At 60.6% G+C, this 12410-nt stretch carries 9 protein-coding genes, 8 pseudogenes and 1 other annotated feature; of the genes and pseudogenes, 10 read left to right on the forward strand and 7 right to left on the reverse strand.

What is annotated here, in order from left to right; translation table 11 throughout:
* The first annotated feature begins 47 nt into the window (after positions 1-47).
* Positions 48-1275: pseudogene (locus GDI_RS05065) on the forward strand (IS3-like element ISGdi14 family transposase).
* Positions 329-443: a sequence feature (AL1L pseudoknot), on the forward strand. (Overlaps the previous pseudogene by 115 nt.)
* Positions 1276-1452: 177 nt before the next feature.
* Here GDI_RS05065 and GDI_RS05070 read toward each other — a convergent pair.
* Both GDI_RS05070 and GDI_RS05075 read right to left on the reverse strand, forming a co-directional pair.
* Entirely contained in the window at positions 1453-1935 is a 483-nt protein-coding gene (locus GDI_RS05070; RefSeq protein ID WP_012223951.1) for an Hsp20 family protein, read from the reverse strand.
* Positions 1936-1970: 35 nt separating this feature from the next.
* Positions 1971-2252, reverse strand: coding sequence for a hypothetical protein (locus GDI_RS05075; RefSeq protein ID WP_039905436.1), 282 nt, complete (start codon positions 2250-2252; stop codon positions 1971-1973).
* A 160-nt stretch (positions 2253-2412) separates the two neighbouring features.
* Here GDI_RS05075 and GDI_RS20585 point away from each other — a divergent pair, with 160 nt between their 5' ends.
* The 7 genes and pseudogenes from GDI_RS20585 to GDI_RS05100 all read left to right on the forward strand — a co-directional run.
* Positions 2413-2514 carry a YXWGXW repeat-containing protein gene (locus GDI_RS20585; protein ID WP_124296136.1) on the forward strand — a complete coding sequence of 34 codons (102 nt, stop codon included), beginning with the start codon at positions 2413-2415 and terminating at the stop codon, positions 2512-2514.
* A gap of 520 nt (positions 2515-3034) precedes the next feature.
* On the forward strand, positions 3035-3283 hold the full coding sequence (locus GDI_RS05080) for a hypothetical protein (protein ID WP_010511782.1): 249 nt from the start codon (positions 3035-3037) through the stop codon (positions 3281-3283).
* 108 nt (positions 3284-3391) lie between these two features.
* The gene (locus GDI_RS05085; protein ID WP_010511780.1) at positions 3392-3655 is read left to right on the forward strand and encodes a type II toxin-antitoxin system RelB/DinJ family antitoxin; all 264 of its coding nucleotides are present in this window, start codon (positions 3392-3394) and stop codon (positions 3653-3655) included.
* Positions 3648-3992 (forward strand): type II toxin-antitoxin system RelE family toxin, encoded by a 345-nt coding sequence (locus GDI_RS05090; protein ID WP_012223960.1) that lies wholly within the window; start codon positions 3648-3650, stop codon positions 3990-3992. The genes GDI_RS05085 and GDI_RS05090 overlap by 8 nt, the downstream gene beginning before the upstream one ends.
* A gap of 32 nt (positions 3993-4024) precedes the next feature.
* A pseudogene (locus GDI_RS05095) lies at positions 4025-4702 on the forward strand (recombinase family protein); the annotation flags it as partial.
* A 227-nt stretch (positions 4703-4929) separates the two neighbouring features.
* Positions 4930-5130: pseudogene (locus tag GDI_RS18915) on the forward strand (IS630 family transposase); the annotation flags it as partial.
* 36 nt (positions 5131-5166) lie between these two features.
* Positions 5167-5628: pseudogene (locus GDI_RS05100) on the forward strand (IS256 family transposase); the annotation flags it as partial.
* A gap of 48 nt (positions 5629-5676) precedes the next feature.
* Here GDI_RS05100 and GDI_RS05105 read toward each other — a convergent pair.
* Positions 5677-6039, reverse strand: a pseudogene (locus GDI_RS05105) (helix-turn-helix domain-containing protein); the annotation flags it as partial.
* Positions 6040-6150: 111 nt separating this feature from the next.
* Between GDI_RS05105 and GDI_RS05115 the strand changes: the two are divergent.
* A protein-coding gene (locus tag GDI_RS05115; protein WP_157870996.1) for an IS3 family transposase occupies positions 6151-7268 on the forward strand; the annotation gives its coding sequence in 2 pieces (ribosomal slippage) (positions 6151-6403 and positions 6403-7268; 1119 coding nt in all).
* A gap of 136 nt (positions 7269-7404) precedes the next feature.
* Here the strand turns inward: GDI_RS05115 and GDI_RS05120 are convergent.
* Together GDI_RS05120 and GDI_RS05125 are read right to left on the reverse strand one after the other, a co-directional pair.
* On the reverse strand, positions 7405-8622 hold the full coding sequence (locus tag GDI_RS05120; protein WP_231854220.1) for a hypothetical protein: 1218 nt from the start codon (positions 8620-8622) through the stop codon (positions 7405-7407).
* 23 nt (positions 8623-8645) lie between these two features.
* On the reverse strand, positions 8646-9887 hold the full coding sequence (locus GDI_RS05125) for a DegT/DnrJ/EryC1/StrS family aminotransferase (protein ID WP_231854221.1): 1242 nt from the start codon (positions 9885-9887) through the stop codon (positions 8646-8648).
* A 206-nt stretch (positions 9888-10093) separates the two neighbouring features.
* On the opposite strand from GDI_RS05125, the pseudogene GDI_RS18920 reads away from it, so the two are divergent.
* Positions 10094-10540: pseudogene (locus GDI_RS18920) on the forward strand (helix-turn-helix domain-containing protein); the annotation flags it as partial.
* Between the two features lie 46 nt (positions 10541-10586).
* On the opposite strand, the pseudogene GDI_RS05135 reads toward GDI_RS18920, so the two are convergent.
* Positions 10587-11198 (reverse strand): annotated as a pseudogene (locus tag GDI_RS05135) (IS256 family transposase); the annotation flags it as partial.
* Between the two features lie 53 nt (positions 11199-11251).
* Positions 11252-12359: pseudogene (locus GDI_RS20590) on the reverse strand (IS481 family transposase).
* Between the last annotated feature and the right edge of the window lie 51 nt (positions 12360-12410).

Below are 12410 nucleotides of genomic sequence, written 5' to 3' on the forward strand. Positions count from 1 at the left end.
AGCGTCCCGGGTTTCGCGGAGGCTCCTATCTGTGAGAAGGAGCTATGATGAACACGATGAGCCAGAGATTTTCGCCTGAGGTCCGTGAGCGTGCGGTCCGTATGGTTGGGGAGCATCGGGCCGATTACGGGTCGGAATGGGCTGCGATGACATCGATTGCTGCCAAGATCGGTTGCACGGCGGAGACCTTGCGCCGCTGGTGCCGCGATGAGGCCAGGCGGCGAGCGGGACCGGCGGGGCAAGCTGGTGACGAACGCGTTCGGCTCAAGGAACTTGAGCGCGAGGTCAAGGAGTTGCGCCGCGCCAACGAGATCCTGCGCAAGGCATCGGCGTATTTTGCGATGGCGGAGCTCGACCGCCGCGGGAAATGATGATGGCGTTCATCGACGCCCATCGCGAGGACTTGGGTATCGAGCCGATCTGCCGCGAACTGGCGATTGCCCCATCCTCCTATCACGAACATGCTGTCCGTCTGGCGGACCCCGCCAGGCGGCCTGCGCGTGCCCGGCGCGACGACGAACTGAAGGACGAGATCAAGCGGGTATATGACGCCAGTTCAAAGCTCTACGGACGCGCAAAGTCTGGCATCAGATGCGCCGTGAAGGCATTGAGGTGGCCAAATGCACCGTGGAACGCCTGATGCGTGCCATGGGCCTAGCCGGCATTCGGCGAGGGAAGAGGACGGTCACGACCATCAGCAATCCCAAGGCTCCGTGCCCGCTGGACAAGGTGAACCGCGCATTCCGCGTGAGCCGGCCGAATGCCCTGTGGGTGGTCGATTTCACCTACGTCCACACATGGGCCGGCTTCGTCTATGTCGCCTTCGTGATCGACGCCTATGCCCGGCGCATCGTCGGCTGGAAGGTCAGCACGTCAGCCACCGCCGGCTTCGTGCTGGACGCCCTGGAGCAGGCGATCCATGCCCGCAGGCCCGGACCCGAGGATGGCTTGATCCACCATAGTGACAGGGGCGTCCAATACCTCGCCATGAATTACACCCAGCGCCTGGCCGAGGCCGATCTGGTACCCTCGGTCGGCAGCGTCGGGGACTCCTATGACAATGCCCTGGCCGAGGCCATCAACGGCCTCTACAAGGCCGAGGTCATCTGGCGGCAGCCTTCCTGGCCGACCGTATCGGCCGTGGAAATGGCAACATTGCGCTGGGTCGATTGGTTCAATAACCATCGCCTCTTTGGCCCCATCGGCTATATCCCACCCGCCGAGGCCGAAGCCAACTACTATGCAGCCCTCGAGATCATCGATATGGCTGCGTGACTCAAACCAAATGGCCTCCGGGAAACCCGGGACGCTTCAATGTGCGCCCGACTGGCTCAGTAGAGACAAGCCCAGAGCAGCGCACGACAGAGATATTTTCGTCCTCTTCACGCTCAGGACCTTTCGAGATTCTCCCCCGGCCGGATGAATGGCCGGGGGAGAGTTTTCGTCACGCCATCAGGCTGCCTCTTTCCGAGCCTCGATCTGGGGCACGGCTTCCTCCGCACGTGTTGCAGAGGACGTAATCGCGATACGACGCGGCTTCATCGCTTCGGGTATCTCACGTTTCAGGGTAATGGACAGAAGTCCGTTCTCGAAGTGCGCATCGGTGACTTTCATATGCTCGGCCAGATCGAAGCGGCGTTCGAATTCTCTGCCCGCAATACCCCGATGGAGATATTCGGCGGCGCTTTGCGGCTCTTGCGCCTTTCGTCCCGTCACGACAAGAGTATTACGCTCCTGTGTGATCGTAAGGTCATTCTCGGCAAGTCCGGCAACCGCCATGTCGATCCGGTAATCATCCTCACCGGTCTTGACGATATCGTAAGGCGGCCAGTTATCGACCGTCGGAATCCGGCTGGCGAGATCAAGGGCATTGAGCATTCTGTCAAAACCCACGCTCGAACGGAACAGGGGAGCAAAATCAACGGTGGCTCTCATAGCCATATCCTCCTTTGAGCAACATGGACACAAGATCAAAACTGATAGTTCTGTCTGCCGACCCCTTCGGCGGCCGGCAAATTCAATCTGGGAACTCCGTGCATGGTGTCAAGAGGCATCAAAAATGCAGAAAGGCTGGTTTGGGCGTCCTCTATCGTTCGCGTTTTCATTGCCTGCGCGTCTTCGCGAGTGAGACGGACCCATGCCCGTTTCACGGGCATCGTGCTATAAAGCATCATCGCGTGTTCAGAGTGGACCAGGACAATGCCTGATAGCGTCAGATGGAAGTTGCGGGCCGCGGCTTTCGCCGCGACCATGCTGAGTGCCGCTCCGGCGGAGGCCAGGCCGTGGATTTATGCTGGACCTCCAGTTGTCGTTCCACCACCAGTCGTGGTCGCGCCGCCACCTCCGCCTGTCGTGATTGCACCGCCTCCCCTCACGATCATTCGCCCCCCACCACCGGTGCCACCCTACGAAATGGTGCCATTGCCACGCCGAGGCTATGTCTGGGAGCCGGGCCGCTGGTTCTGGACTCCGCGCGGCTACATCTGGCGGAGAGGCTGGTGGCGGCGCTGGTGAACTCTGCCGTCTATGATGCCGCGAAGACCCGTTGAACTCTTGCATGCTTTCCGTGATAAAGAGCCTCGCGTAACGGAGGGGAACCTCTACCAACGCGAGCAACCACATCGCGTGCAAGTTGGGCCACGCCCAGCACGGCGCTCGGCTCACCTGGTCTCCAGGCGGCGTTTTGGGGCAGAAAAACCAAGGGGCTTACCTGCCCCGTCACGATCCGGCCCGATGGCAAAAGCAGGTGTAGCAACGCTGTGAATTATGCGGCGCTCAACTGACGATTCCGTGCTTCTGACGCCTCACCTCATTCACAAAACCCTCAGAATAATTAATAGTTATTCATCATATCACCGAATGTTCTGCTTTTGTCGTCCGCCGGATTACGCCCGGATACGCCAGAGTACGCACACGCCGACAATTGCCGACACCAGTACTATTGTCCCACCTCAGAAGTACAATGTGATCGCCTTGAAGTATTCGTTTTTTATGCCCCATGATCTGGTTCTCTCCAGACGGAAAGGGCAGGACGATGACGGACAAGGATCGCACGGCGACGACTGGGCCGATCGCGCCGGCCAATGATAACAACCCATCGGGAACCTCATCCGATCCGGCGATGAAAGCGCGGATGGACGAACTGGTATTCATCCTCGCCAGGATGTTGGGACGCCAGATCGCCCGCGAGGAATTCGAACGGCGGCTGGGTGAGATTGACACCGCCAACGACAACGATCCGTCGGGCCGCAGTACGGCAAGTCGGGAGGAACCGGATGAATGATGCCCGTCCTATCCATGGGACCATTTCAGGGAGGCCGGTATCACCCACTTTTGCGCTTCCTCCATTCGCACAAATGTATTACGTTTGTCATGCAATCAGGAGGAAGCCATGTCCGCCGTGACGTTCCGTGTCGATGACGCCCTCAAATCCGCCGCTGTCGCCAAACTCTCCGCGCACGGCCTGTCTCTCTCCGACGTCCTGCGCGATACCCTGGCCTATATCGCCGAGACCGGCCAGCCACCGGTCAAGCGGCGGCTTGTGACCGACGAAGATGCAAGGCTGATCGAAATCGTCCGAGAACGCCTCGCCGATCCCGCCCCCCGCCACCGCATGACGCTGGCGGAACTCAAGGCGCGCCATCCGGATGACTGAATACGCGATCGAATTCGATGATCGCGCACTTCGGGAATGGGACGGGCTTGACGGCAGCATTCGCAGGAAGTTCGAGAAAAAGCTCGAAAAACTGGTTCTGAACCCGCATTCTCCCGGTAACGAACTGCACGGCGATCTCGCGGGATTCTACAAGATCAAGCTGCGGCAGGACGGCTATCGCCTTGTCTATCAGGTCGTGGAACAGCGGATCGTCATCTTCGTCATCGCGGTCGGACGCCGCGAGGACAACGAAATCTACACGGCGGCAACCGGGCGCATCCCGGAGACGCCAGCCGATCGGACACGTCAGCCCAGCAGCAGAAGCCGCAAGAGGTAAACCTTACAAAACCACCTGTCGGGAGATTCACCATGACCCGCGTTGCTCTCTATGCCCGCTATTCCTCGGACAACCAGCGGGCGGCTTCGATCGAGGACCAGTTCCGCCTCTGTGAAGAACGCGCCGCGCGCGAGGGCTGGCAGGTGGTGGAGTATTACCGCGACGCGGCGATCTCCGGGGCCAGCATGATCCTGCGTCCCTGCATCCAGACCCTGCTGCGCGACGCCCAGGCCGCGCAGTTCGACGTCGTGCTGGCCGAAGCCCTGGACCGCGTGTCCCGCGACCAGGCCGACGTCGCTACCCTGTTCAAGCGTCTCCAGTTCGCGGGCGTTACCATCGTCACCCTGGCCGAGGGCGAGATCAGCGAGCTTCACGTCGGCCTCAAGGGCACCATGAACGCCCTGTTCCTCAAGGATCTGGCGATGAAGACTCATCGCGGCCTGCGCGGCCGGGTCGAGGCGGGCAAGTCCGGCGGCGGCCTGTGCTACGGCTATCGCGTCGTCCGGCAGTTCGACGCAAAGGGCGAACAGATCCGGGGCGAGCGCGAGATCGATCCCGCGCAGGCGGAGATCGTCCGCCGCATCTTCCGTGAGTTCGCGTCGGGGCGCAGCGCGCTTGCTATCGCCAGCCGCCTGAACGACGAAGGCGTCCCCAGCCCCACGGGCGGTAAGTGGAACAACACCACCCTGCGGGGCAACGCCCTGCGCGGCTGTGTCCCGAGGTGTGGTGTAGGAGCACCGTTCCTCGAAGGGTTCGAGGTTATCAGGCGGCCACGGCGGGCAGGCTGATTGTGGGATTATGGCTGATGGCGGCCAGTCCTTCCAGCGTCATGTAATACCAACTCCGGTCCGCCCTGACTCATATGTGATTGCCTGACGGTATCGTTCTGGAACGAGCTGTGATTCACAGGATGCCGAACCGGGCGGGAGGCATCCGAATGGGCGGGGCGTTAGCGTTGCGTGAGGATTATGATGCGGCGGGACTGCGTGCTCTGGCGCGGACAACGAGGCATGCGGGCCAGGCGCGTCGGCTTATAGCGCTGGCGGCGATCTACGATGGTGCGTCACGCGGAGACGCGGCACGACTGGCTGGGACGGATCGGCAGATTGTGCGAAAAGGGTTGGTGCGTTTCAGCTCGTAGGGCCATCGTCCGTCTTCCCGATGCCCTGGGGCAACCTGCATCGTTCATCTGCTGCGTCATTCGCTGGATTTCGTCGCCTGGAAAGACCGTAAATCCGTGGCTACGGCATTGAAGGATATCTACCGGGCAGTGGACGCCGAGGCCGGCAAAGCTGCCCTGGCCGCCTTTGCCGAAAGCGCCTGGGGCCGGAAATACGTGGCGATCGTCCAGTCCTGGGAGCGGGCCTGGGAGGAGGTCATTCCGTTCTATGCCTTTCCCGCCGAAGTCCGAAAATTGATCTACACCACCAATGCCATAGAGGCGCTGAACGCCAAACTGAGGCGGGCCGTCCGGGCCAGGGGGCATTTCCCCAATGACGACGCGGCCCTCAAGCTTCTCTTCCTGGCCTTGAACCGGGCCGAGAAAGAATGGACTATGCCGCCAAGGGAATGGTCCATGGCAAAGGCACAGTTCGCCATTCTCTTCGGTGACCGCTTCGCCCGCGCCACCGTCTGATCACAACTTGTGAACAACGCATCGCACACGAAATTCCTGACAGTCCCCTTCGATCACGCGTTGCAGATCGACCCGGCGCCAGCGCACCACGCCATCACGCTGCCGATCCGGGCCTGCCTCGACCAGGGCCTTCAATTCGGTCTGCTGTGCGACACTCAGACGGCAGGCCGGCCCTGCGTGCAGATGATCGCGCAGGCCATCCGGCCCTTCAGCATTGAAGCGGTGAACCCAGTCCCGCAGCGTCTGGCGGTCCATGCCGCCTACGCGGGCCGCATCGGTGCGGCTGGCCCCGTCACGGATCGCCGCCAGGGCCAGAAGCCGGCGCGCAGCGTTCGCCTGCCGGCTGCGCGCCGCAAGTCGCCTCAGCTCAGAGGCCGAATAGTCATCCCGTAGCTTCACCGCTCTCGTCATCTGCCAGATCCTCCCAAAATCAAGAGAATCAGAGCCGGCGCCGTTCGTCACTTCACACACGAGTCAGTGGCTACGGCCTTTGGTATAAGGTCTGTCCATTGGAGACAGGCGATGAAGAAAGCGCGTTTCACCCGGGATCAGATCATCGGGATCCTGAAGGAGCATCAGGCGGGTGCCACGGCTGCGGATCTGTGCCGCAGGCACGGGATCAGCGATGCGACCTTCTACACGTGGCGGTCGAAATATGGCGGGATGGAAGTGTCGGAAGCGCGGCGGCTCAAGGCTCTTGAAGAGGAGAACGCGAAGCTGAAGCGGCTCCTGGCGGAGAGCGTGATGGACGTCTCGACGCTGAAGGAACTGCTGGCAAAAAACTCGTGACGCCCGGTTTGCGGCGGGACGCCGTGACCTGGGCGATGACCGAACGGGATTACTCGCAGCGGCGGGCTTGTCGGCTCATTGGTATGGACCCGAAGACGTGGCGCTATACGTCACGCCGCCCGGATGAAGCCGAGGCGCGTGGCCGGCTGCGGGAACTGGCGGGAGAGCGGCGCCGGTTCGGCTATCGGCGCCTGCACATCCTCCTGGAGCGCGAGGGAGTAACCATGAACCACAAGAAGCTGTTTCGGCTGTATCGCGAGGAAGGACTGTCGGTCCGCAAGCGTGGTGGCCGGAAACGGGCGCTGGGCACGCGCTCGCCAATGGTACTGCCCGACGGGCCGAACCAGCGCTGGAGCCTGGACTTCGTGTCGGACGCGCTGAACAACGGACGGCGGTTCCGGGTGCTGACGGTGGTCGACGACTACACCCGGGAATGCCTCGGTCTGGTCGCCGACACATCGCTGTCGGGCGAACGGCTTGGCCGCGAACTGGACCGGATCGCAGAAAGCCGAGGCTTTCCCATGATGATCGTCAGCGACAACGGCACCGAGATGACCTCGAACGCGATCTTGGCCTGGCAGGAAAAGCGGTCGGTGCTGTGGCACTATATCGCACCGGGAAAGCCGCAGCAGAACGGGTTCGTCGAGAGTTTCAACGGCCGGTTCCGCGACGAATGCCTCAACGAGCACCTGTTCCGTAACCTCGGCCACGCCCGGTCGGTCATCGGCGCATGGCGGGCCGACTACAACGCTGTCAGGCCCCACACCAGCCTCAATGGCATGACGCCAGAGGCTTTCGCTCAACACGCCACCAAGGCATACAACAACCCACAGGCCCTAACTGAAATCTGAGGGCATGTTCGGGACAGGATCAATTTGGATCATGCTGTGGGCGGCGCTCCAAGATAAGCGCAATTAGCTGATTCAGGTTACCCGTGTCCATGGCTCATATTCGAGGCTTCAGTTACTGAAAGTCAAGGTTCGGGGATCACACGAAGGCCAAGGCTTCTGGAAGCAGAGAGAAGAGAGGATCGGCAGATCTCATTTCCTCAGCAATCCGGAGAAGGGAGAACATAAGTGTTCTTCCATCGAACTGGCGGGAGACGAGATCGACCCCGACCTGTGTCGCGTCGGTATAGTCCGTCTTGTCATAATAAATCTGGGCGAGACGATCCGTCAGTTCAGGGCTGTTCGGGTCTATTCCAAAAAAAGTTGGTACATGCGCGAGCATTTTCTTCATGAAGGCGTTTTCATCAGATACGACGCAGCAGCGAGAATCCAGTCCGCAGGCCACGCGCTCATGAAGACCGGAGGAAATGTTGGGACTCGTGTTCAGGCTGAATTGCGTTGCTGCGTAGATCGAGGCCAAGTGGGCAGCGTCGATAGCCGGATGGAAGCGCGCCCGTGTGGCCTTATGCGAGAGATACTCCCACCCGCGTCCATAGATATCTACCGGAAGGTCCAACACGGCCGTGACAACAGAAGTCATCCGGCACTCACGCACATAGAGGTCGAGTGCCTGCATGAGGGTAAAGAGAATCTCAAGTCGATGTTCGGTGGAAAGACCATGCTCCTTGCACGCCGCGAGGAAGATGTCGGTAATATCCCCGGTGCTGCGCTGGACGGCGACAGCGGCGGCATCTTCCAGGATGGCGCGCCAACGGGGAGGCAAGGTCGCCCAGTCTTTCCGACGGGCTTCGGGGTCTCCGCCGGTCTTGATAAACGCCATTCTCTGGGGGCGATCACGCCAGGGGATGGTATCCCTTTCGGGTTGCGAAGGCAGGCCGACACAATTGATGAGAGTGGAATATTGCGGGGAGCGGATGAACTCCCTCTGAATGCGAAGCCATTCCTCAAATACGTAGGCGTTGGCGACGTAATGGGCGCGTATGAAATGGTTCCGCGGTAGCGCACAGGGAGGATCAGCCAGAACCGACACGAAGGGAACCTTGATCGTATCCCATAAATTTCTGCCTTCGCTCTCGAGAATGGCGCCGATCCCGGCAATGCCCCAGGCCATGACGATTCCGTCCCTGGCAATCTCGGCCAGCCTCTGGGGCCAACCCGACGCATGCAGGTCGATGACGTGCCCTCGGTAGCCGTCCGGCTCGACGAGGGCCATGAGATCCCTACTGAACTGGCGCAGGATTCCATTCTCGTTCTCGCCGACAAACGCGACGATATTACGCAAGGGGGGCATGGTCATTGGCCTGATGTCAGCGGGATCGACTAGGAAAAATTGCAGGATTTCAGGGGACGCGGCACATCGGATTCCGCCGGCAGGACATCTAGAAGCGTGGTGCAAACACGCGTGACCTGTTCCTCGGTCATGTCCTGATAGAAGGGCAGACCGATGCCGCGATATCCATATTGCTGCGTCGTCGGAAGGTGTTCCCGTGGGTAGCCCGCATAGGCGGGTTGGGTATGACAGCCGCTCCCCCACCAGGAGACCGTTCCTATTCCGCGCCTTGCCAGCGTTTCCGCTACAGGCTGGGATTTTTCAGGACAGATGATGGCAAGTGTCGAGGCCACCCAGTTGCGGCCGAAAGCAGGCGGCAGCCTGACGGAAGCAGGAAGCAGACCCAGATAGAGACGTGTCAACGCATCCCAATGTGACCGGGTCTCGGCCCAGACATCGAGGCCGGCGAGACCGACGGCAGCCGTATATTCCGATATTTTCGCATTAATTCCAGGGTATTGAGCGGATCGGCTACCGGAAAAACCGAACCGGGCAAGGATACGGATATGCTCGGCCAGGACAGGATCGCGGGAAATAACCGCGCCTCCTTCGCCAATACCGAACACCTTCGTCGCATGGAGGCTGACAACGACCGTACTCTTGCCGATGCGCATGGGACCGTCGGAGCGCAACGTGTCGAACGCGGCGGCCGCGTCGATGATGACAGGGCAACCCGTCCGCTGGCTGACCGCATCCCATACCGCCAGGTCGATGGGTGACCCGAACGGAACCACGATGAGGATCGCCCCGACATCGGGGGACCGGGCGAGATCTTCGATCGTGTCGGGGTCAGGGATCCACGTGTCGGGATCGACGTCGACGAAGTGGGGCACGAGGTCGGCAGCCGCAACGGCAGCGGCACTTGCCACGAATGTCCATGACGGCATCAGGCAACGGGAGCCCGGTCGAAGAGCCTGCGCGCGCAAGGCCAGGGTAAGGCCAGTGGTCGCGTTGGCCACAAGGGCGATGTTATCATATGCCATGCCCCAGAAGCGGCCCAGGCGCTCCTGGAAGGCCTCGCACAGAGGTCCCTGATTCGAGTACCAACGGTTTGCATCGATTTGGTGGAGATAGGGTGCGATATATTCCATGGCAGGCAGGCGCGGCCAGGCGACGGGAATGTCGATAATATCGGAACTACTCGATTTTGTATTTGCAGCCTGAGTTGAAATATCGCGGTCCAGGGGTTTTCTATTGAGTGTTTCCGGTGCGTTTTGAACTGACAATACCACCGTTGATTCCCCCTAAATCCACCGCCCGGTGCAGTTGCGAGAACGGTGGAAGACGCGTTGAGCACCCTCGGTGCAAGGCCAGCTTATTGCTTTGAGTGGCAAGGTCAACGGGCGGTATGTAATACCAAAGGACGTAGCCACTGACTCGTGTGTGAAGTGACGAACGGCGTCGGCTCTGATTCTCTTGATGCGGGAGGATCGGACTGATGACGGCGGCAGTAAAGCTACGGGATGACTATTCGGCCTCTGACCTGAGGCGGCTTGCGGCACGCAGCCGGAATGCGAACGCTGCGCGCCGGCTTCTGGCCCTGGCGGCGATCCGCGACGGGTCCAGCCGGACGGATGCGGCGAGCGTAGGCGGCATGGACCGCCAGACATTGCGAGACTGGGTTCATCGCTTCAATGCCGAAGGACCCGATGGCCTGCGCGATCATCAGCACGCGGGGCCAGCTTGCCGATTGAACGGGGCACAGCAGGCCGAGTTGAAGGCCCTGGTCGAGGCGGGGCCCGATCGGCAGCATGACGGTGTGGTGCGCTGGCGCCGGATTGATCTGCAACGCGTGATCAAGGAGCGTTTCGGCGTCGTCTACCACGAACGGCATGTTTCCACTTTGCTGAAACGTCTTGGTTTTTCCCATGTCAGCGCCCGGCCGGGGACTGTCAGGAATTTCGTGTGCGATGCGTTGTTCACGTTGTTGATCAGACGGTGGCGCGGGCGAAGCGGTCACCGAAGAGAATGGCGAACTGTGCCTTTGCCATGGACCATTCCCTTGGCGGCATAGTCCATTCTTTCTCGGCCCGGTTCAAGGCCAGGAAGAGAAGCTTGAGGGCCGCGTCGTCATTGGGGAAATGCCCCCTGGCCCGGACGGCCCGCCTCAGTTTGGCGTTCAGCGCCTCTATGGCATTGGTGGTGTAGATCAATTTTCGGACTTCGGCGGGAAAGGCATAGAACGGAATGACCTCCTCCCAGGCCCGCTCCCAGGACTGGACGATCGCCACGTATTTCCGGCCCCAGGCGCTTTCGGCAAAGGCGGCCAGGGCAGCTTTGCCGGCCTCGGCGTCCACTGCCCGGTAGATATCCTTCAATGCCGTAGCCACGGATTTACGGTCTTTCCAGGCGACGAAATCCAGCGAATGACGCAGCAGATGAACGATGCAGGTTTGCACCAGGGCATCGGGGAAGACGGCACGGATGGCGTCCGGGAACCCCTTGAGCCCGTCGACCACGGCCAGCAGGATATCCTCGACGCCGCGATGGCGCAGTTCGTTCATGACGCGGAGCCAGAATTTGGCGCCCTCGTTCTGCTCGATTGTAGAAGTTTGCACTTAATCTGACGGACGGCTTGAAGTGGCCGGCGTGGATGCTACGCGTTCATGTGGTGTTCGACGTGGCGCCCGATATCTTTTTCGCGGGCGTGGTGGGCTGCGTCAAGGAAGGTTTGCATCGGGGTTTTGCCGAAGCAGTATCGTCCCTGGTGGGTGCGATTGCGGTTGAAGTCATCCATCCATTCGTCGAGGTCTGCCTGGAGTTCGTGGATGCTGTCGTAGATCTTGCGGCGAAAAGTGACACGATAGAACTCGTCGAGCATGGTCTTGTGGAAGCGCTCGACGATGCCGTTGGTCTGCGGGCTGCGCGCCTTGGTGCGGGTATGGTCGATGTTCTCCACCGCCAGATAGAGTTCGTATTCATGGCGGTCATGAGAGCCGCAGAATTCGGTGCCCCGGTCGGTCAGCACGCGCTGGAGCGGGAGATCGTGCAGCTCGAAGAAGGGGATGACGCGGTCGTTGAGCAGGTCGGCAGCGGTAACCGGGGTCTTGCGGTCATAGAGCTTGGCGAAGCCGACCTTGCTGTAGGTATCGACGAAGGTCTGCTGGTAGACGCGACCGAAGCCCTTCAGGGTGGGGGCCTAGAAGGTATCCTGGGCGCCGCAATAGCCGGGACATTCGGTCTCGAACTCGCCCCAGGCCTCCTTGTCGGCCTTGGCCTTCTCCAGCCCGCAAGACTGGCTTTCGGTGAGAGAAGATAAGGCGCCCCATTTCAGTGCGGACTTCAGCAATGTCGATGTGAAAATAGCCGATCGGATAACTCTTGAACTTCGACCGTTTTGGTTTGTCGCCTTCGGTCTCGGGCAGGCGGCTGATCCCATGGCGCTGAAAACAACGGTGCAGGGAAGATCGCGTCAGATGCGGGATCGTCGCCTGAAGCGCATAAAGGCAATCATCAAGAGGCAGCAGGGTATGGCGACGGAAGGCCACAACGATCGCTTCTTCTTCGGTCGACAGGATGGTTGAGGATGCGACCTTCGGACCGGTGCGTCGATCCGACGTATCGGTCCGCCCCTTCCATTTGGCGACCGTCTTCGGGTTGATCCCGTAGCGTTTCGCCAGAACCCTCAGGCTCTCTTGACTATGTTGTATCGCTCGACGGACTGCCGCTGTCGTCGTGGCGCTTCCGTGGTGAACCTGGCCCATAGCGCATCCTTCCACTCATGTGAAAATAATGCACCACCAAATCCCGGGACC

Origin of the sequence: Gluconacetobacter diazotrophicus PA1 5 (genome assembly GCF_000067045.1) — a bacterium.
In the GTDB taxonomy this organism is placed as follows: Bacteria; Pseudomonadota; Alphaproteobacteria; order Acetobacterales; family Acetobacteraceae; genus Gluconacetobacter; species Gluconacetobacter diazotrophicus.